Origin of the sequence: Xanthomonas vasicola, assembly GCF_000772705.2 — a bacterium.
Taxonomy (GTDB): domain Bacteria; phylum Pseudomonadota; class Gammaproteobacteria; order Xanthomonadales; family Xanthomonadaceae; genus Xanthomonas; species Xanthomonas vasicola.
Genome location: NZ_JSBW02000002.1, coordinates 207,923 through 228,499 on the forward strand (window position 1 = coordinate 207,923; position 20,577 = coordinate 228,499).

The following is a 20,577-nucleotide window of genomic DNA, read 5'->3' on the forward strand; positions in this document are numbered from 1 at the left end:
GCACATACAGCCGCCGCACGATCGCAGCGGCTGCACGTTGATCGCATCACTCAGCTGCGCGGTGTGCGCACTGCGGTCTTGCTGGCCGACTTCTTCGCTGCGCTCTTGCCAGCCGCAGCTTTGCTCACGGTCCTTGCAGCTGCTTTTGCGACCTTCTTCGTCGCGCGCCTGGTGACGGATGTCTTTGCCACCTTGCCGGGCGAACCGGCTGCACCTTGAGTGGATTTTGCAGCATGTGCGGCGGCACGTTTGGGTGTTGCCTTACTCGCTTTCTTCGCGATCTTCTTGGCGGCTTTCTTCACCGGCGTAGCAGCACCAGCGCGCGCTTCTGGCGGGCGGCGCGGTGGTGGCTTGCGCCCGGGAGTGAGTGTGCGCCAGGCGTGGCCGCCGTTCATTGCCAGCAAGGCATCGGCAGCCGAGGGGCCGGCGCTGCCGGCGGCGTAATTGGGGAAGTCGCTTGGCGGTTGTTTCCACGCATCCAGGATCGGTTGCACGATGCGCCATGCGCCTTCCACCATGGCCGCGTCCTGGAACAGGCCGGCTTCGCCGTTCATGCAGTCCTGCAGCAGGCGCTCGTAGCCCACGGTGTATTCCTTGGGGAACCAGTCGCGGTAACGGAAGTCCATCCGCACCGGTGCCAGTGCCACCTGCGCGCCGGGGCGTTTGACGTCGAACTGCAGCGAAATGCCTTCGTCCGGTTGAATATGCAGCACCAGCCAGTCGGGGCCGTAGCCGCCTACTTCGGTGCTGCGGAACGGCGCCAGCGGTGCCGGTTTGAAGCGGATCGCGATCTCGGTGGTGCGCTCGCGCAGGCGTTTGCCAGTGCGCAGGTAGAACGGCACGCCGGCCCAGCGCCAGGTGTCCACCTGCAGTTTCATCGCTACATAGGTTTCGGTTTCCGAATCTTCCGGCACGGTGTCTTCTTCGCGATAGCCCGGTACCGCGCTGCGACTGACTGCACCAGAGGCGTACTGGCCACGCACCACGTCCTCGGGTTTGATCGGGCGTACCGCTTCGATGACTTCGGCGCGACGGCGATGCATCGCTTCAGTCGTAAACGCCGCTGGTGGTTCCATCGCAATCATCGCCAGCAACTGGAATAGATGGTTTGGCACCATGTCGCGCAAGCAGCCGGTGGGATCGTAGAAACGTCCGCGCCCTTCCACGCCGATGGTTTCGGCCGCGGTGATCTGCACATGGTCGATGCGGTCGCGATTCCACACCGGCTCGAACAAGCCGTTGGCGAAGCGGAACGCAAGAATGTTCTGCACGGTTTCCTTGCCCAGGAAATGATCGATGCGGAACACCTGATCTTCGTGCAGCACTTTGCCCACAGTGGCATTGAGATGCTTGGCGCTGGGCAGATCGTGACCGAAAGGTTTTTCCACGATCACCCGACGCCAGCCTTCGCCCTCGCGCTGCTTGACCAAGCCGGCTTCGCCCAGATTGAGCAACACCGGCTCGAAGAAACGTGCAGCAGTGGCCAGATAGAACAACACATTGCCCTGGGTGCCATAGCGCTTGTGCAACTTGTCCAGCACACCGTCCAGCGCCTGGTAGGCGCCCAGGTCGGTGAAGTCGCCGCGCAGATAATGCATGCGCTCGCGCAGCCAGTCCCAGGTGTCGGTATCGAATTGGTCGGTCTGGAATTCGGCATCGCGGCTGCTGAGCAGCTGCGTCATCGACTGCCCCATAGTGGTCCGCCACGCGCGCTCGCTGATGTCGCCATGGTCCATGCCGACGATGGCGAATTGCTCGCCAAACGCGCCGGCGCGGCGCAGGTTGTACAGCGCCGGCATCACCAGGCGCTTGGTCAAATCGCCGCGTGCGCCCAACACCACGATGATGCACGGCGGGGTGGTTGCTTGCTCACTCATGGATGCGTTTCCTTTTCGCCCATGCGTCCATGCAGGCGCAGTGCTGCATTGACCAGGGCCACGTGGGAATACCCTTGCGGGAAGTTGCCGAGCATGCGTTTGCTGCGCGGGTCGTATTCTTCAGCGAGCAGGCCGACGTCGTTGCAGAGCCCGAGCAAACGTTCGAGCAGCGCACGCGCCTGGTCGGTGCGGCCGATCAATGCATAGTTTTCCACCAGCCAGAAACTGCAGGCCAGAAAGGTGCCTTCGCCGGCCGGCAAGCCGTCGGCGCTGTCGTCGGCGCGATAGCGCTCGACCAGTCCATCGATAGTCAGATCACGTGCGATCGCATCGGCGGTGGCCGCAATACGCGGATCGTCCGGCGGCAGGAAGCCCACGATGGGAATCAGCAGCAGCGAGGCATCCAGCCGATCCGAGCCATAGCTCTGTACGAAGTGGCCGTCCGGGTGCACGCCTTTTTCCAGCACTTCGGCGCGGATTTCTTCGGCAAGCCGGCCCCAGTGCGCGCGTTTTTCAGCATCTGCATTGGTGATGCCATCACGTGCGCCGCAGTCGAATGCCAGCCATGCCATCACTTTGGAATGCACGAAGTGACGGCGCTCGTCGCGGATTTCCCAAATGCCTTCATCGGGCTCGCGCCATAGCGATTCCAGCGTATCCAGTATTTTTTCCAGCAGCGACGCAGACGAACCATCGTCGTCCGATGGCGGGCCCACGCCTTTTTCGCGCGCGTAATGAAAGGCGCCGATCAACTCACCGTAGACATCGAGTTGAAACTGATCCACCGCGCCGTTACCGATGCGCACCGGGCCGGAGTTTTCATAGCCGGGCAACCAGGACGCTTCCCATTCCTGCAAGCGGCGTTCGCCGGCGATGCCGTACAGCGCCTGCAATTGATCCGGCGAACCGGCAATGGTGCGTTGGACCCAATCGCGAAAGGCCGCCGCTTCGTCGCGATACCCAGCCTGCAACAACGCAATCAGGGTAAACACCGAATCGCGCAGCCAGCAGTAGCGGTAATCCCAATTACGCGTGCCACCCAGATGCTCCGGCAACGAGGCAGTGGGCGCAGCGACAATGCCGCCGGTGGGCAGATAACTCAGCCCCTTCAGCACCACCAGCGAGCGGCGCACCTGCTCGGTCCATGGCCCCACATCGGTGCAGCGGCGCGCCCAGCCATGCCAGAACGCGGCGGTGCGTTGCAGCGCCTGTTCGGCATCGATCAGGGGCGGTGTCTCCAGATGCGAAGCGCCATGACTCAGCAGAAACCAGGTGCTTTCGCCTTCGCGCAAGGTGAAGTCGGTTTCGGTGCCCATGTCTTGGCCGCGCAGTGTCTGCGGCGAACGCAATGTCAGTTGATCGGGGCCGGCGATGGCGCGGATGCCATCGACGATGCGCGTGACCCACGGCACCGTGCGGCCGTAGTTGAAGCGGAAGGTCAGGCGCATGTGCATCGGCACGCTGCCCTGCAGGCAGCGCACGATACGCACCAGATGTTGATGGATTTCGCCGTTTTCGCTGGCCACCATAAAGTCGACCAGCTCCACCGTGCCGGTGTCGGTGATCATGCGCGTGCACAGCACCAGGCTGTCGTCTTCGTAGGCGCGCTCGCTGCGGAAGTCGGCAGCCGGCGACAATGCCCATTGCCCGTGTTGTTCCTCGCCCAGCAACGAGGCGAAGACCGCATCGGAATCGAAGCGTGGCAGACACAGCCAGTCGATGGTGCCGCGGTGATCGACCAGGGCCGCGCTGTGGCAGTTGCCCAGCATGGCGTGATCCTCGATACGCACGCTCATTGGTTGGGCGTTTCCTTCCGGCGAAAGAACGCGCAGTTTTGCATGCGCCGTGTCGGGATCAGGTTACGGCTGCGCGGGCAAACGCAGCAGTGGTGGCACCGTGTGTTCCAGGCGGCGTATCAGTGCCGGGTCCATGTACGCGTAGTCGTCGGGAATCTGCAGACAGATCACCCGGCAATGGCGCAGGTGCGCAGCGAAGCGTTTGCGCAGCAGTTGCAGGTGGCGACGTTCCATCACCAGCACCACCTGCGCTTCCTGCAGCAACTCCGGGGTGACCTGCACTTCGGCATCTGCGGCCAACCCGGCCGATTGCGCCTGCACGCCGGGCCAGTCGGCGAACACGCGCTCGGCGGTGGGGCTGCGCAGGCGGTTGCGGCTGCACACGAACAACAGCCGCAGCAGTTGCCCGCCGCGCTGGCTCAGCGGCCTTCGCGCAGGAAGCGCGCCATCGAGGAGACGCCTGGCAGCGCGGGTTCGAACTGGCCAGCCACATCAATGAAACCGCGCATGATGGCGATCTCACGCGGGGTGCGGTTGAGCGCGTCGCGGCGGTCGGCATCGGCGCCGGCCCGCAACAGACGCTGCACCAGCAGCGGCAGGCCGTGCAATGCGGCCAGATGCAGCGGGCCGAAACCGCGTTGGTCGGCCACGTCCAGCGACACCTCTTCGTCAAGCAGGCGTTCGACCCCGGCCAGCACCACCTGCTCGTCGCAGGCGGTGCCTGGTTCGGCACGTGCGCCCAGCAACAGCAGCAAGGGGCTGACCCGGCCACCGGCCAGGTGTTCCGGGTCGGCGCCGGCCAGCAGCAAGGTGTCCAGCAAGGCGAGCAGACGGTTCTTGTCGCGCGCGGTGAAGCCGTACAACGCAGCGCAATGCAACGGCGCCAGCTCCTGATTGTCGGTGGCGTGCACGTCGGCCGCGGCGGTGAGCAGGCGCGCCACGATGTCCGGCAGGCCCAGCGCGCAGGCCAGCATCAGCACGGTCACGCCACCCGGCAGGCGGTGTTCGATCTGCGCGCCGGCCTGCAGCAAGGCGGCCACGATCTCGGTCTGGCGCATGCTCACCGCCGCCGACAACGGCGTGGCGCCGCTGTTGGCGGCACGCTGCGGATCGGCGCCGCGGTTGAGCAGATGCGCGACCACGCCAAGGTGCCCGCCACCGGCCGCACGCAGCAGCGCGGTGCAGCCTTGCGCGTCGACGGCGTCAACCGGCAGGCCGAGGTCGATCAGGCGGCGCACCGCATCGGTGTCGCCGGTCATTGCGGCGGCCGGCACATCTGCTTCGCGCAGCGTGCGGCGCGGCAGCGACCAGATGCGCCAATCCAGCCAGTCGGCCAGATCGCGGCGGCCGATCGACAGCGCCACGCCCAACGGGGTTTGCCCATCGGCAGCGCGCGCTTCCGGCGAGGCGCCCTGCTTGACCAGCAGTTTCAGCGAGGCGTCGCGGCCGAGTGCGGTCGCCAGATGCAGCGCGGTCATGCCGTGGCTGTCGCGCGCTTCGCGGTCCACGCCATGTTCCAGCAACCACTGCTGCAGGCGCAGCCAACCCAGCCGCACCGCCAGCGACAACGGCGGATCGCCGGCGGCCGAGGGCGCGAACGGGTCGGCGCCGCGTTCGAGCAGTTCCAGCGCTAACTGTTCCAGCCCGCGCGATGCGGCGTCATGCTGCACGCAGGCACTCAGCAAGCGGGTCAGACCACCGGCACCGGCCGGCGAGACGCCATGCCGCAGCAACGCCTGCAGGGCCGGCACCGCCTCCACGCCGCGCGAGAGCAGCGCGAACATCGGTACATCGCCGCAGGCGTCGCGCACGTCGGCATCGGCGCCGTGACGCAGCAGCCAGTCGACCGCCTCGGCATTCAAGGCCAGATGCGCATCGTGCAACAGGCCGCCAAGTTCTTCCGGCGCGCACAGCCGCGCCAGCGCAACCAGGCCGTCGCGCTGCCCGAACTGCAGGCCTTCGCGCAGCAGCACCAGCGGCGGACGATCGGGCAGCACGGCAACGCCGGGCGTGTCGCCATGCCCGTCGCTGACCGCAGCCGGCAACGGGTAAGCGGGATCAAGCAACTGCACGATCGCCCAACGTCCGGCTTCGGCAGCTACATCCACCGCGCGACGGCCGTGCGCATCGACGCTATCGGCAGGCACCTGCAGATCCAGCAAGCGGCGGATCAGCGCTGGCGACACGTTGTCGGCGGCGCAGGCCAGCATCACCGCGTTGCGGCCGTCGCCATCAATGGCCAGCACATCGGCCTTGCGCGCGACCAGGCGCTCGAGCACCGCGCTGCGCGCCTGCCGCGCCGCATCCAGCCACGGCGTGCGGCCAAGCAGATCACGGGCTTCCAGATTGGCTCCCGCCGACAACAGCGCCTCGACGATGTCGCCGTGGCCGGCCAGTGCGGCTTCGTGCAAGGCGCTGCGGCGCTGGCGGTCGCGCGCATCCACGCGCGCCTTGTGCTTGAGCAGCAGCTGCACGCCGGCCGGGTCGTCTTCTTCGGTGCCGGCCGCGGCCAGGAGCACCGGGGCGCCGCCCTCCGGTTCGGAATGCGCGCCGCGCTCCAGCAAGAACTTGGCCAGCCGCCAGTTGCCAACCTGGCACGCCATCGCCAGCGGCGAGTGGCCTTCATTGTTGAGCGCGTCCAGCTCGGCAGCGGCATCGCGCAACAGCGCGGCCACGCCCGGGTCGGAACTGCGCACGGCGTGATGCAGTGGGGTGTTGCCGTCGTTGTCGGTAGAGCGCGGGTCGGCGCCGTTGGCCAGCAAGGTCATCACCGCGTCCGGGCGGCCGTGCCAGCTGTCGCGGGTGGCGGCGAGCAACGGGGTCATGCCGCGATGCGGTTGGTTGACGTCGACGCGGCGCACGATCAACTCGCGCAGCAGGCGCAGGTCCGGCAACACCGCGGCCAGCGCCGGCAGGCTGCGTTGATCGCGCCATTCCGGTAACGGCAGCGCCTGCGGGTCGGCACCGGCCTCAAGCAATTGCAGCGCGCGGTCCACCCGTCCACTGCGCGCGGCTTCGAACAGTTCGGGCACCAGCTGATGCTGGGCCACTGGCTCCAGCGGGCGCGGCGCGGCTGCCGCTTCGGAGAAGAAATCGGCCGCCTGGCGTGCCGGCGGCGCATCGCAGCGCACCGGCGCAGCAGTGCGTTGCAGCAACAGATGGGCCGCTGGCAGCAGCACAGCGGCGGCAACCGCCAACCCCCAGCGCAGGCCGCCGGACAACCAGCCCGGCCAGGTCAGCACCACGGCCAGCGTGCACATCGCCAACACCAGCGCGGCCGCCAGCAAACCGCGCCAGGCATGCAATTCCTGCGTGGCCAGCGCCTGCCAGCGTGGCGCCAGCGCACCGCCGTCGCGTTCCACCTCGCCCCACAACGGCCAAGTCCGCCACAAACCGAGCAACGCGGCGCTGACTGCCACGCTCAACGCCAGCGCGGCAGCCAGGCTACCGCTGTCGCGCAGGGCCGTCAGCGGCCAACTGATCAGTGCGGCCAGCGCCAGCAGGCCCACACCCCAGATCGCCAGCAACGGTGGCAGCGCCTGCGCGACGGCGCGCGGTTGGCTCGGCACTGCGCGCGTGCCACGTGCCCAGGACACCGCCAGCGCCAAGGCCGGCTGCGCCAGCCACAGGCTCAGCGCCGCAACCACGCCGCCAACGCCACCGAGCAAGCACAGCGCCACGCCGGCCGCGCCGGCCAGCGCTGCGGCGCGCGTCCGTGCGCCCCGCACAGGCTCAGTCATAGTCGCACTCGCCTGCGAGCACGATGGTTCTGGGCAGTTGCAGATAGAACCCGTGCTTGCCCAGCGCCTCGCGCACCGTCGCCACATCGGCCTGCGCCAGGCGGCGTTCGAGCGTCAACGCCACATCCAGCACGAATGAAAACGGCGCCAGCTGCGCATGCACGTCGGCAGGAAGACCGGAGAAGTCGTCACGCGTGGCGAGATAGACGAAGGTGTCCTGCTTGCGTTGGCTTTTATAGACGTATGCGTGCATGCGCGCGTGGTCGCGCTCGAAAGAGAGGTGTGTCGCGTCGATTGTGTCGCAATTGCAGCGATGGCGAAAGCGCGGCCTGCGCGAAAATCCCAGCCGTGTCAGCGACATGACTGTCACATTCAGTTGCGCCATCCACGGGGCGGGCGCATGCCATCGATATACTGAGCGCACTTTTTGCCAGCCAGACCATCGTGAGCCAAGCGCAGCATTCGTCCCAGATGGCCCCGGTTGCCATCACCGCGTTCACTTCCACCACCGCGCTCGGCGCTGGGCTTGCTGCCCAGGCCGCTGCGCTGACCGCCCGCCGTAGCGGCCTGCGTCGCAACGATTTCGGGCCGCAACCGCTGCTGCCCTGCTGGGTCGGCCGCGTCGATGGCGTGGAAGAAGTGGTCCTGCCCGAGGCCCTGCAAGCGTGGGATTCCCGCAACAACCGCCTGGCCTGGCTGGCCCTGCAGCAGGACGGCATGGCGCAGGCCGTGCAGGCCGCCGCACAGCGCTACGGCGCCGAGCGCGTGGCGGTGATCATCGGCACCTCGACCTTCAGCATTGGCGCCACCGAAGAGGCGTATACGCGGCTGGTTCAGGACGCGGACGGTGTGCGCTTTCCCGAGGATCTGGATCGCCCGGTCGTGCACACCCCGCATTCGCTGGGCGACTTCGTGCAGCACGCCACCGGCTTGCGTGGCCCGTGCGTCACCGTGGCCACGGCCTGTTCTTCCAGCGCCAAGGTGTTCGCCCAGGCGGCGCGGCTGATGGATGCCGGGGTCATCGACGCGGCGCTGGTCGGCGGCGTGGACACCCTGTGCGGCTGTGTGCTGTTCGGCTTTAACTCGCTGCAGGTGGTGGCCCCGGAGATGTGCCAGCCCTTCGATGCGCGCCGGATCGGCCTGAACCTGGGCGAGGCCGGCGGCTTTGCGCTGCTCGAACGCCCGGCCGCCGCACCGGATGCGGCGCTGTGGCTGTACGGCTATGGCGAATCCAGCGACGCGCACCATATGTCGGCGCCGCATCCGCAAGGCCTGGGCGCGCAGCTGGCAATGCGCGGTGCGCTCGAACGGGGCGGTCTGGATCCGGCTGCAGTGGGCTATCTGAATCTGCACGGTACTGCCACGCCGGCCAACGACAGCGTGGAAGCCGCTGCCGTGGCAGCGATCTTCCCGGATACCTTGCACGCCAGTTCGACCAAGGCCTGGACCGGCCACACATTGGGCGCGGCCGGCATCGTCGAATCGGTGATCGCCCTGCTCGCGCTGCGCGACGACGTACTGCCCGGCACGCTCAACAGCGAGGTTCCCGACCCGGCCTGCGGCCCGCAGATCCGCTTCGATAACGCCCATGCCCGGATCGACTACGCCATGAATAATTCTTTTGGCTTTGGCGGCAACAACTGTTCGCTGCTGTTCGGGCGGGCCCGTTGATGCTGACCGCGACCATCGAAGGCATCGGCTTCTGGACCCAGGGGCTACCCAACTGGGAGGCCGCCTGCGCATTCGCGCGCGGAGGTGAGCTGCAGGAAACCACCGCCCGCCCGGCGCCGCAATTGCTGGCGGCCAACGAACGCCGCCGTGCGCCGGACACCGTGGCCGTATCCCTGGAAGCCGCGCTGGCTGCCTGCACCGCCGCCGGCCGCGACCCGGCCAGCCTGCCGTCGATCTTTACCTCCACCTTCGGCGATTTGGCCATCTCCGATTACATGTGCACCACCCTGGCCAGCGATCCGTTGGCGATCTCACCGACCAAGTTCCACAACTCGGTGCATAACGCCGCGGCCGGCTACTGGACCATCGGCGCCGGCGCGATGACCCCGGCCACCGCGATCAGCGCCAGCCGCGGCAGCTTCGCGCAAGGCCTGCTGGAGGCGCTGGCACAACGCGCTGCCGGTGCGGTAGCCGTGCTGCTGGCCAGCTACGACGCTCGCTCGGTTGGGCCGTTGGGTCGGGTCGCGCCCAGCCAGGGCCTGCTCGGTAGCGGGCTGGTGCTGGGCACGCCCGGCCAGGCCGGCAAGCCGCAGCTACGCGCGCAGCTGGAAGACGGCACACCCTCGCCCGGCGATGGCGCGCTGGCACGCCACGTCGCCCACAATGCGATGGCACCGATGCTGCCGTTGTTCGACCTGCTGGCCGGCGGTGGCGACAGCGTGGCGCTGTATGCCAGCCCGGGCCGGGTACTGCGCGTGGAGATCCAGCGATGAGCCGGCAACCGCTGAGCCGCGACGATACTGCCATTCTGGTGCCAGCCTTGAACGAGGCGCTGCGCATCCGCGAAGTGGTCACCGACGCGCTGACCTATTGCTCGCACGTCATCGTGATCGACGATGGCTCCGACGATGGCACCGCCGAGTGCATCGCCGGCATGCCGGTCACGCTGATCCGTCACCCGCAGCGCATGGGCAAGGGCGCCGCACTGCGCAGTGGTTTTGCCGAAGCACAGCGGCTTGGCATGCGCGCGGTGATGACCATGGACGGCGACGGCCAGCACAAGGCCGCCGATTTCCCGCGCCTGTTAGCCGCCGCCAACCGCCACCCGGGCTGCGTGATCATCGGTGCGCGCATGCGCAAGCGCGCCACCCAGCCCACCATCCGCCGCATCGGCAACGACTTCGGCGACTGGGGCATTGCCTGGGCCTGCGGCTTCCGCCTGGTCGACAGCCAAAGCGGCCAGCGGCTATATCCGGCTTCGGTGTTCACCCTGCCGAATGTGCCCGGCGAAGGCTTCGTGTTCGAAGCGCAGCTGCTGATTTCCGCCGCACGCCAGGCCGGCGCGCGCGTGGTCGCAGTACCGATCGAAACCCGCTATGCCGGCACCTCGCCGGGCACATTTCGCAAGAGCCATTTTCGGCTGGTGCGCGATCTGTGGAATATCACCTCGCACGTGGTCGCACAGGTCTGGGCGTACGGCCATGTGTGGCGCGAATACCGCCGCGTGCGCGCCAACCCGGTGATCGTTGACGATGCCGACGGCGAATTTGCTACTGTGCCCGAGGTCACCAAGAGCAACCAGTCCCCATGAATGTACCGCGCGCCGATGTCGTGATCACCGGGGGTGGCCTGGCCGGCCTGAGCTTGGCGTTGCAGTTGAAGCAACGCGACCCCGCACTGGCAATCACCGTGCTGGAACGGCGCGCCCACCCGGTGCGCGAAGCCGCGTTCAAGGTTGGCGAATCCACGGTTGAAATCGGCGCGCATTATTTTGCCGACGTGCTTGGTCTGCGCGAGCATCTGGAAACGGAGCAGATTCGCAAGTTCGGGTTCCGCTTTTTCTTCTCCGACCAGCGCAGCGATATCGACCGTTGCACCGAACTGGGCGTAAGCAAGATCCTGCCCACGCCGTCCTGGCAGATTGATCGCGGCCGTTTCGAAAATTTTCTCGGCGAACGCGCGCGTGCGCAGGGCATCGCCTTTGTCGACAGTTGCAGTGTCAAGGGCGTTGACCTGTCCGACAACGACACAGACCACGCAGTGCGCTTCGAACGCGATGGCACGCCCGGCACGCTGAGCGCACGCTGGGTGGTGGACGCCAGCGGCCGCGCCGGCCTGCTCAAGCGCAAGCTCGGCCTGGCGCAGGACAACGATCACAACGCCAATGCGGTGTGGTGGCGGGTGGAGGGCCTGATCGACCCCAATGTCTGGTCGCAGAACAGCAGCTGGCTGCAGCGCTGCACGCCGCCGGACCGCTGGCGTTCGACCAATCACATGTGCGGGCCGGGCTACTGGTTCTGGCTGATTCCGCTGTCTTCGGGTGCGCATTCGCTGGGCATCGTCTGCGATGCAGACATGCATCCGCTGGAAGGCATGAACACCCACGAGAAGGCGATGACCTGGCTGCGTACGCATCAGCCGCAGGTGGCCGCCACGCTCGACCAAGCCGATTACCGGCTGCAGGACTTTCTGTTCCTGCGCAACTTCTCGTATGGCTGCAAGCAGGTGTTCTCGCCGCAGCGCTGGGCACTGACCGGCGAAGCGGGCGTGTTCCTGGATCCATTCTATTCGCCTGGCAGCGACTTCATCGCGATCTCCAACACCTATATCTGCGAATTGATCGGCCGCGACCGCGCCGGCAAATCGCTCAGCCCGTACGTGGAGTTGTACGAGCAGCTGTATTTCTCGTTCTACGAAAACACCTTGACCCTGTATCAGGACCAGTACGCGCTGTTCGGCGATGAGCAGGTGATGCCGGTCAAGGTGATCTGGGATTACACCTACTACTGGTCATTGCTGGCACCGCTGTTCTGCAGCGGGCGCATCGCCAATCTCAGTTTGCTCTCGCGCATGAAGAACGACTTTCTGTTCGCGCGCGACATGAATCTGGCAATGCAGCGGGTGCTGCACGACTGGGGCGAGCACAATCGCGCCCAGGCCATGCCGCCAGCCGACGGCCGCCTGCTCGACCAGTACTTGATCGACTGGTTCAACGCCCTCAATGGCGCCTTGCGCGACACGCTCGACGACGAAGCCTTTGCCGCCCGACTGCACAACAATATCGCCCGCATGGCGGTATTGGCGCGGGAGATCCTGCACAAGGCGCAACAACGCCATCCGCTTCTGTCCGATCATGGACTGGACGCCCTGACCGCCAACGCCGTCGGCGACCCGGTGCTCACCGCACCATGGTATGCCGACGCGGCCTGAGGCACCCACGGCGCGGTGACGCAGGCGCCGTATTACGCACTTTGAAGACGAGAAGAGTATGAAACACCCGGGGGAGCGATTCGCTTGGGGGCGCAGCCAATGCGCAGACGGTGGTGCAGTACGTGCGGGAGCCGGTGCTGACGAACGCCAGCGACCTGGTGCCAGCGTGCCGACGCCTGGCGGAGACCCACTACCTCGCGCAGGGAGCCAGCATCTATAACTGGACCGCTTCCTATCACGACCGTGGCGACGGCCCGTACGTCGATGGCCGCCTGCGCGCCAATGGCAATACCGTGTCGGTGCGTTGCAGCGCTGCCCATAGTGCGTATGAGCGCGAACTGGTGATGCAGATTGATGAAACCGGCGGTTGACGCGCTTCGGTCAACTTCAACCCTGCAGGCGTGAACGAAATGCCGCAGCCGCCTGCCGGGCGTAGCCCTCGATCGGCCACTGCGGGTAATCGGGCAACCTGAGCACTGATATGGCCGATAGCTCCGGCCACAATCCGTCAACGTCGGTTCGGCCCAGCTAGCCAACGCATCCCCGCCGACGTCAGCATCCGTTGTTTGCGTACCGACGAGTAGCGCGCTGCGATTCGCTCGCGGTCGATCCTTCAGGACGCGAGCCATGGACAGCAATGCCGTAGACGCGCCCGGTTCGCGGCAAGCACTTCGCTCCCAACGTCATCCTTTCGCAGCGTTCAGTCAGCCATCACGGTGTGGCAGCCCGACCTGGCCTGACACTCCGTCACGCGCGCTATCTGTCGCCCTCCACGGCGATAGCCCCCTCAGCGCGCCGGGCACCGATTACGGTCGCCTTTCCCTCGCCTGGCGCGCCCGCAGAGTGATGCGTACAGGTATGCGCCGCAATCGCTTCCAACGCACCGTCGGATTGGAGAAAACGTGAAGAAGGCCTACCTGTTGACGTTGCCGGCCGCGCTGGCGTGCCTGGCCGTGCCGCTCTACCTGCCGGCGCAAGACACGTCCGGCAAGGGCGCGGCAGTTCCGGCGAAAATGTCGCAAAGCTGCGACGCGCTGGCGGCCAAGCTTGCCTATGCCGATACCACCTTCAGCACGGTCACCACGGTCGACGCCGGCCGTTTGCACAGCGGCGCACGCGCGATCGGCGAACACTGCCAAATCGTCGGCAAAATGCACCAACGCACCAGTCCAGTGGATCAGCAGACCTATGCGATCAACTTCGAGATGCGCTTGCCCAAGGCCTGGAATGGGCGCTTCTTCTACCAGGCCAATGACGGCCTGGACGGCAGCGTGGTCACCGCGACTGGCGACATCGGGGGCGGGGGCGAGCAGAACAGCGCACTGGGCATGGGTTTTGCGGTGATCAGTTCCGACGCCGGCCATGACGGCGATCAGAATCCCTTGTTCGGCCTGGATCCCCAGGCGCGCCTGGACTATGGCTATCGCGCGGTGCAGGTGCTGACGGCGATGGCCAAGCAGGTCATCGCCGTCGCGTACGGCAAGGGACCCGATACCAGCTACTTCGGCGGATGTTCCAATGGCGGCCGCCACGCGATGGTGGCCGCCGCGCGCGATGCCGCCAACTATGACGGCATTCTGGCCGGCGACCCCGGCTTTCATCTCCCCAAGGCCGCACTGGCCGCGATGGCGACGGCGCAGCAATTGGCCGCGCTCAGCGACGGCCACGATGTCGCCAGCGGCCTGACGGCCGTCGAACGCCGCCTGGTGGGCGATGCCATCCTCGCGCGGTGCGATGCCCTGGATGGTGCGAAGGACAGCATGGTGCAGGATGTGGCGGCCTGTCAGAGCAATTTCGATCTGGGCCGCGATGTACCGACCTGCGGCAGCGCCGGCCGTACCGGCAGTTGCCTGACCGCAGCGCAAAAACAAGCCGTCGGCGCCATCTATGCCGGCGCGCGTGATGGTGCCGACGGGGCGTTGTACGCCAGCTTTCCCTACGACCCGGGCGTGTCCAGCGGCGATTGGGCCAACTGGCGGCAGTCGGCATCGCTGACCCTGGTGCCGGCATCGGTGGCGTTCGAGTTCATGAGCCCGCCCGCCGATCGCAGCGCCGAGAAGGATCTGGCCGGCTATGCGCTTGGCTTCAATTTCGCCCGCGACGCGGCGAAGATCTTTGCGACCTCCGGTGTCTACACCACCTCCGCATGGGACTACATGACGCCGCCGCACGAGACCGATCTATCGGCGCTGAAAGCACGCGGCGGCAAGCTGCTGATCTACCACGGCACCGGCGATGCGATCTTTTCCTTCGACGATACCGCGGCCTGGTATACGAAGCTGACGATCGCCAACGATGGCAAGGCCAGCGATTTCGCCCGACTGTTCCCGGTGCCAGGCATGAGTCATTGCGCCGGCGGGCCGGCAACCGATCAATTCGACGCGTTGACGCCTTTGATCGCGTGGGTGGAACACGGCCAGGCACCCGCAGCGATCACCGCCGCTGCGCGTAGCGACAACGGCGAGGTGCCCAGCCAATGGGGCAAGGGACGCACGCGGCCATTGTGTCCGTATCCGCAGGTGGCGCGCTACGTCGGTGGCAATGTCGACAGCGCTGCCAGCTTCAGTTGCCGCTGAGCATGGGCGGCGTGGTGCTCAGCCCATGCCGCCATTGACGCCGATGACTTGGCCATTGATGTAGCCGGCTGCTTCCGAGCACAGGAAGGCGACCAGCGCGGCCACTTCATCGGGTTTGCCGACGCGGCCGGCCGGCACCAATTGCTTGATCACCTCCGGCGCGAAACTGTCGCCGACCATCTCGCTTTCGATCACCCCCGGCGCGACGACATTCACCGCAATGCCGCGGCTGGCCATTTCGCGCGATAGCGACTTGCTGGCACCGTGCAACGCCGCCTTGGCGGCGGCGTAATTGGTCTGGCCGCGATTACCTAAAACGGCAGCAACCGACGACACGCTGACGATACGGCCCCAACGCGTGCGCGCCATCGGCAGCAGCAACGGCTGGGTGACGTGGAAGAAACCGTGCAGCGACACATCAATGACGCGGTGCCACTGCTCCACATTCATGCCCGCCATCGGCGCATCATCATGGATGCCGGCGTTGTTGACCACGATCTGGATCGGGCCGGCGTCCAGCAAGCTCTCCAGCGCCGCCGAACTTGCCTGCGCGTCAGCCACATCGAAGGCCACTGCCTGTGCGCTACCGCCATCGGCCACGATCGCCGCAACCACCGCTTCCGCACGGGCCAGATTGCGATTGGCATGCACGATCACATGCCGGCCCTGCGCAGCCAGATGACGGCAGATCGCACCACCAAGATCGCCGCTACCGCCGGTGACAAGTGCGCGGCGTTTTGGAATGGATGTGCTCATGGAAGTCCAGATGAAGCCGCGGAAACGGCGGCGGAAAGAGCCTCATCCTAACCACTTGCGGCAAGCGCAGGAATAGATCGCCGGTATTGAGCGCCCACATTCGGTAGGAGCGCGCTGGCGCGCGATGAGGCTTTAGCGGTAACGCTTCATCGCGCGCCAGCGCGCTCCTACAGGGTCTTCGCAGCGCCCAGCATCACCGCGGCACGCCCCTCGGCAAGCAATTGCTCGCCATGGGTCAGGCGAAAACTGTATTGCTGGCTGTCCTCGCCCTGCATCAGCAGCTGTGCTTCGCAGTCGATCGCCCCCGGCAGGGTTTCCAGATAGCTAACGTGCAACTCCACGCCACGCAGCGCCACCAGCATGCCCGTGCGTACCGGTTTGCCGGATGCGCGTACCGGCTTGCCGGATGCGCGTCCCAGCAAACCGCCATGCACGGCCATGGCCTGTGCGCCGTATTCGCATAGATGCAGCGCACGCAGGCGCCCGTTGGACCGTAACGGATGCGCATCGCTGCGATGCGCGTGGCTGCGCAGCACGATGCGCTGCTCATCCCACTCGATGACTTCTTCCCACAGGCACATGCTGCCCTGGTGCGGAATCAGCGTGGCAATCGCGTCACGTCCCTGCATGCGGCTCTCCGTTTGCGGTGCGTTCCAGCGCCGGTTCGCGCGATACCAGCAAGGCCAGAATGAAATTGAACAACACGCCCAGCGCCACCGTGCTACCGATGGCACGCAAGACCGGAATGCTGGACGCGGCCAACAACGCGAACACCAGCAGTGTCATCAGGCTGCAGACAATCAACGCATGCAGCGTGCGTAGCTGGTCGGCGTGATCGTCGCCGGCGTGATCGAAGAACAGCGCGTAATCCAGACCCAGGCCGGCGGCCAGAATCAACGCGATCAGATGGAACAGATTGAGCTCCACGCCGGTGCCGCGCAGGATCGCCAGAATCAGCACCGTGGTCAGCGCCATCGGCAGCAGCACGCGCACGATACGGCGCGGGCTACGCAGTGCGATCGCCACGGTCACTGCCAGCAACAAGGCGGCCAATACCAGCGCGCCAAGCACCCGTCCACGGTAAGCGGCCACCAGCGATTCGGAAGCGTCTTTCAGATCCAGCAATTGCGCGCCACTGCCTTGCACGGCCGCCGCCAGAATGGCCGGATCGCGCAAACCGGTCAACGACACCAGCGCGGTGCTGCGATCGCCACGGCTCAGCAGCAAGCCACCAACCGAGGTCGCCAGCGGTGAGCCGGTCAGATCCTTCGGCAGCAGCGGCGCGGCGCGCTTGGCGGCGTCCAGATCCTGCAGGAACGGCGCAAACGCATCGCTGCGGAACGGCGTGGTGGCGACGGCAGCCTCGGTCAACGCACGCGCCTGCGCGGCATCAGGCAACGCCGCCTGCCGCGCATGCTGGGTCTTGGCGCTGGGCAGGTAGCGTGCCGCCATGTCGTAACCGAGCAACGCACCATCGCGCACCAATGCATCCAGGCGCGGGCGCAATTGCTCGCTGGCCTGCAACGCCGCCTCATCGTTCGCTGCCGGCAGCGCCAGCACGTAACGCACATCTGGCGCGCCCAGTTCCTGACGCAGATGCATGTCCTGCGCCAATGCCTTGGGCGGCACCGGGGTCAGCTTCGACAGATCGTTCTGCCAGAACTGCCCCGGCGCAAACACGATCACGGCAATGCTGACCACGGCCATCACCGCCAGGCTGATGCATGGCCGCGGCAAGCGGGCGACGCCCCGCCACAGCACGGCCAGCAGGCGCGAATCGGCATAGTCGCGCGGGGCCGGATCGATCAAGGCCGGCAGCATCCAGCGTGTGGTGACCGCGGCAGTAGCAAGGCCAGCGATGGTGAACACCGCCAACTGCCGCAAGCCATCCACGCCGGAAAACAGGAAGGTCACATAAGCAATGCAGGTGGACACCACGCCGGTGGCCAACGTCGGCCACAGATGCCGCGCGTTTTCGCGTGGATCCAGACCGGGGCGCTGATGACTGAACAGGTGGATCGGATAATCCTGCACCACGCCGATCAGCGTAAACCCGAACGCCACAGTGATGCCATGCACGCCATCGAACAGCAGTGCGACAGCGCCCAAACCGGCCAAACCGGCACTGGCCAACGGCAACACACCGAGCACCGGAATCCTCCAGCTGCGGTAGGCCACCAGCAGCAACAGCACCAGGCCCACCGTATCCAGCGTGCCGATCCACTGCGCCTCGCCTTGGGTGCGCGCGGTGATTTCCACGGCGAATGCGCCCGGCCCGGTCAGCGTCAGGCGCGTGGACGTGCCCTTGCTGACCTTCGCGAAAGCCGCTTGCACGGCGTCGTAAGCCAGCTGCTGGCCGGTGGGGTCGAAGCCGGCCGCGCGTGTCTGCACGATCAACAGCGCCGAAGTGCCGGCACGATCGAACCACACGTCATTGCGCGTCTGCGGCATCGCTGCCGGCTGCAGGGTTTCGGCCAGGTGCAGGACTTCCATCGTGGGGTCGCGCGGCAGCAATGGCTCGACCATGGCCGCCGCCGGCGAGCCCAGATCCTGCACACGCGCCTGCAACGCGGTTTCCAGCGTCGGCGCGTCGAGCGGGGTCTTGTCGAAGCTGTCGCTGAGCAGATAGCGATACGGCAGCAAGCGGTTGGGGATCGCCTCCAACCCGGCGTTGCCACCGTTGCCGACCAGTTCGAACAGCTCCGGCTGTGCAGCCAGCGCTTTCTGCAGTTGCTGCGACTGCTCGGCCAAGGTGACGGGGTCGCCATTGGACAACGCCATCAGCAGCAGCCGCGATCCTGGGCCTTCGCCGAGTTCTTCGATCAATAGTTTTTGCGCCGGCGTGCGCGGGGCGGGCATGAATTTGCGCAGATCGCCGGTGACCTTGAGCGTCTCGCTCAACCAAAATCCGGCAACCGCCAGCAATGCCAGCCACAGCAGCGCCAGGCCGATGCGGCGGTTTGCGTTCAACTTAAGCGACATGGTGTACGTGTCCTGCTGCAGCGGCCGAACGCTCGCCGGCCGCACGCGCGGCATCGGGCGTTATCGGCAACGTGCGCGTTTCAGCTGCGAAGGGTGTGATGTGTTTAGAAACGACCGGCGCAACCATCTCGCGCGCGGTCACGCGCCCGAACCGTGGCAGAGCGTGGTCAGCGCGGCGGCATCGGCGACGCCGGCCGCTTCGCGCGCCGCAGTGCCCAGCAGCGTGCGCTGCACGTCACCCTTGGCCGGCACGCTTTCGATGCAGCGCAGTTCGTCCTTGCGTCCGTACAGACGCAATTCGCGCACCTGCTTGGCCACGGCGGCATCCTTGGGCTGCAGCGTCAGCTGCCAGGCCTGCGGCTGGCCCTGCCCGCTGACACTGTAGTGCTGCTCCAGCAGCGCGCGGTCGCCAGACAGCAACGCACCAAAGCCGGACTTCAAGCCGGCCAGTTCGGGCACGCGGCTCAACGAGAAACGGCGTGGCGATTTGCCTTCGCGTTCCAGCACGCCTTCGTCGCCGGTCAGCGTGGTGGTTTCGTGGTACGGCGCACTCACTTCGCGCACCAATGTCTGCGCATCCGGGCGCCGGTAGTGGCCCTCCACGCGCAACGGCGTCTTCAGCAAGGCAGAGCCCCGCAGTTCGACGAATTCGGTGCTGACCGGTGCAGGGCGGGCCAGGCGCTGTAGCACCTGCCCGACGTCAAGCGTCTCAGGCGGTGCGGCGCATAGCGGTGCGGCGCTGAACAGCAGTATCAGCATCCACGGCAGGGTGCGGCACATCGGCATGGTGGGTGTTCCAGAAATCGTAGAAGTTGAACCAGTTGTACGGCGCGTAGCAGGTGTAATGTTCCAGCCTGGCAGCGTAATCGCGCATGAGCACCGCAAGCACGGGGGCGCGCTGACGACGCGGCACGTCCAGGCCTTCGCTGAAGGTTTCGAACGCCAGCTCGTAATGATTGCCGCCGTGATACAGGCCGAACGCCAGCACCACCGGCACCTTGAGCGCAGCGGCGATCAACCACGGCGAGGTTGGGAACATGGCATTGCGGCCGAGGAACATCGCCGGCAGCGCCGGGTCGCCCTCGCGCGGACGGTCGATCAGCAGCGCCACCAGCGCACCGGCGTCGGTGGCTTCCTTGATCGCCATGACGATCGAGGTTGCATCCATGCCGGCGTCGATGATGTTGGCGGCCAGCTGCGGGTTGAGCGCACCCAGCAGGTCGGTCATGGCGCGGTTGTGCGCCTTGTCCAGCACCACCTTGACCTGCACGTCCGGACGCTCGGTGGCCAGCACGCGCAGCGCATCGAAGCTACCCAGGTGCGAGCCGAAGATCAGCACGCCGCGGCCGCGATCCATTTGCGTGCGCAGTTGATCCAGGCCGCTGATATCTACGCGGAAGCGCTGCATCTGCCCGCCCAGCATGTAGACCCGGTCCAGGATGGTCGAAGCAAAGGTGTGGATGTGCCGCGCCACATCGCGCAGCGTGGCCGGGCGGCACAGCACCCGCGCCAGATAGGCACGCGAGGCGGCGCGCTCGGGCGCACGCACCAGCAGGAAGTACAGCGTGATCGGATACAGCAGCGCGCGGCCCACTGCACGCCCGCCGTGCCGTGCGATGCCGCGGATCAGCCACAACGCAAAGCGCCCACCACCTTCCGGACGCTGTTTCCAATGCTTGCTCATGCCGCTGCCTCCGCCACCAGTTCGCCGCTGACCAGCAATGTACCGTCGCGCTGCACACGAAAGCGCCAGCGCGGGCCATCGCCTTCCAGCGTGACCGAGGCGGTCTGGCCGGGCAGCAACGGCTGCACGAACTTCACCTGCGGCAGGCGCGCGGCTGCACGCGGACCATGCAGCGCTTCCACCGCCTGCAGCACATGGTCGAGCACGACCACGCCAGGCACCACGGGACGGCCCGGGAAATGTCCGGGCAGGCAGGGATGATCATGCGGCACAACGAAATCCATA

17 protein-coding genes are annotated in these 20,577 nt (G+C 66.4%); 6 read left to right on the top strand and 11 right to left on the bottom strand.

Translation table 11 applies throughout. The features are described 5' to 3' along the window. Positions 1–50: 50 nt before the first annotated feature. The 5 genes from zwf to NX05_RS01100 all read right to left on the bottom strand — a co-directional run bounded on the left by zwf (position 51) and on the right by NX05_RS01100 (position 7,666). Complete coding sequence (gene zwf, locus NX05_RS01080) at positions 51–1,877, bottom strand: glucose-6-phosphate dehydrogenase (protein WP_039437288.1); 1,827 nt, start codon at positions 1,875–1,877, stop codon at positions 51–53. Next, complete coding sequence (locus NX05_RS01085; protein ID WP_039437291.1) at positions 1,874–3,673, bottom strand: glycoside hydrolase family 15 protein; 1,800 nt, start codon at positions 3,671–3,673, stop codon at positions 1,874–1,876. Before NX05_RS01085 ends, zwf begins: the two co-directional genes overlap by 4 nt. A 63-nt stretch (positions 3,674–3,736) precedes the next feature. Then, positions 3,737–4,066: a low molecular weight protein tyrosine phosphatase family protein gene (locus NX05_RS01090; protein ID WP_080764605.1), complete on the bottom strand. Its 330-nt coding sequence runs from the start codon at positions 4,064–4,066 to the stop codon at positions 3,737–3,739. 26 nt (positions 4,067–4,092) lie between these two features. Continuing rightward, positions 4,093–7,413, bottom strand: coding sequence for an ankyrin repeat domain-containing protein (locus NX05_RS01095; RefSeq protein WP_039437295.1), 3,321 nt, complete (start codon positions 7,411–7,413; stop codon positions 4,093–4,095). Beyond that, entirely contained in the window at positions 7,406–7,666 is a 261-nt protein-coding gene (locus NX05_RS01100) for a YcgL domain-containing protein (protein ID WP_039437592.1), read from the bottom strand. The genes NX05_RS01095 and NX05_RS01100 overlap by 8 nt, the downstream gene beginning before the upstream one ends. A gap of 218 nt (positions 7,667–7,884) precedes the next feature. Here NX05_RS01100 and NX05_RS01105 point away from each other — a divergent pair, with 218 nt between their 5' ends. The 6 genes from NX05_RS01105 (at position 7,885) to NX05_RS01130 (ending at position 14,870) form a co-directional block, all read left to right on the top strand. Further along, the gene (locus NX05_RS01105; protein WP_039437297.1) at positions 7,885–9,084 is read left to right on the top strand and encodes a beta-ketoacyl-[acyl-carrier-protein] synthase family protein; all 1,200 of its coding nucleotides are present in this window, start codon (positions 7,885–7,887) and stop codon (positions 9,082–9,084) included. Then, on the top strand, positions 9,084–9,857 hold the full coding sequence (locus NX05_RS01110) for a beta-ketoacyl synthase chain length factor (RefSeq protein WP_039437300.1): 774 nt from the start codon (positions 9,084–9,086) through the stop codon (positions 9,855–9,857). Before NX05_RS01105 ends, NX05_RS01110 begins: the two co-directional genes overlap by 1 nt. Then, positions 9,854–10,675 (top strand): glycosyltransferase family 2 protein, encoded by an 822-nt coding sequence (locus tag NX05_RS01115; protein WP_039437302.1) that lies wholly within the window; start codon positions 9,854–9,856, stop codon positions 10,673–10,675. Before NX05_RS01110 ends, NX05_RS01115 begins: the two co-directional genes overlap by 4 nt. Continuing rightward, positions 10,672–12,294: an NAD(P)/FAD-dependent oxidoreductase gene (locus NX05_RS01120; RefSeq protein WP_039437305.1), complete on the top strand. Its 1,623-nt coding sequence runs from the start codon at positions 10,672–10,674 to the stop codon at positions 12,292–12,294. Before NX05_RS01115 ends, NX05_RS01120 begins: the two co-directional genes overlap by 4 nt. Positions 12,295–12,404: 110 nt before the next feature. Continuing rightward, positions 12,405–12,665 carry a hypothetical protein gene (locus tag NX05_RS01125; protein WP_253956506.1) on the top strand — a complete coding sequence of 87 codons (261 nt, stop codon included), beginning with the start codon at positions 12,405–12,407 and terminating at the stop codon, positions 12,663–12,665. Between the two features lie 531 nt (positions 12,666–13,196). Then, a complete protein-coding gene (locus NX05_RS01130; RefSeq protein WP_039437307.1) occupies positions 13,197–14,870 on the top strand; it encodes a tannase/feruloyl esterase family alpha/beta hydrolase in 1,674 nt (557 codons plus the stop codon). A gap of 18 nt (positions 14,871–14,888) precedes the next feature. Here NX05_RS01130 and fabG read toward each other — a convergent pair whose 3' ends face one another. The 6 genes from fabG to NX05_RS01160 all read right to left on the bottom strand — a co-directional run bounded on the left by fabG (position 14,889) and on the right by NX05_RS01160 (position 20,576). Then, positions 14,889–15,626 (bottom strand): 3-oxoacyl-ACP reductase FabG, encoded by a 738-nt coding sequence (gene fabG, locus NX05_RS01135; RefSeq protein ID WP_039437310.1) that lies wholly within the window; start codon positions 15,624–15,626, stop codon positions 14,889–14,891. Positions 15,627–15,793: 167 nt separating this feature from the next. Beyond that, positions 15,794–16,255: a hotdog family protein gene (locus NX05_RS01140; RefSeq protein WP_039437313.1), complete on the bottom strand. Its 462-nt coding sequence runs from the start codon at positions 16,253–16,255 to the stop codon at positions 15,794–15,796. Continuing rightward, positions 16,242–18,608 carry an MMPL family transporter gene (locus NX05_RS01145; RefSeq protein ID WP_039437598.1) on the bottom strand — a complete coding sequence of 789 codons (2,367 nt, stop codon included), beginning with the start codon at positions 18,606–18,608 and terminating at the stop codon, positions 16,242–16,244. Before NX05_RS01145 ends, NX05_RS01140 begins: the two co-directional genes overlap by 14 nt. A 138-nt stretch (positions 18,609–18,746) precedes the next feature. After that, the gene (locus NX05_RS01150; protein ID WP_010381441.1) at positions 18,747–19,394 is read right to left on the bottom strand and encodes a LolA-related protein; all 648 of its coding nucleotides are present in this window, start codon (positions 19,392–19,394) and stop codon (positions 18,747–18,749) included. Further along, a complete protein-coding gene (locus tag NX05_RS01155; protein WP_039437316.1) occupies positions 19,318–20,292 on the bottom strand; it encodes a lysophospholipid acyltransferase family protein in 975 nt (324 codons plus the stop codon). The genes NX05_RS01150 and NX05_RS01155 overlap by 77 nt, the downstream gene beginning before the upstream one ends. After that, positions 20,289–20,576 (bottom strand): ApeI family dehydratase, encoded by a 288-nt coding sequence (locus NX05_RS01160; RefSeq protein WP_010369753.1) that lies wholly within the window; start codon positions 20,574–20,576, stop codon positions 20,289–20,291. Before NX05_RS01160 ends, NX05_RS01155 begins: the two co-directional genes overlap by 4 nt. Position 20,577 lies beyond the last annotated feature (1 nt).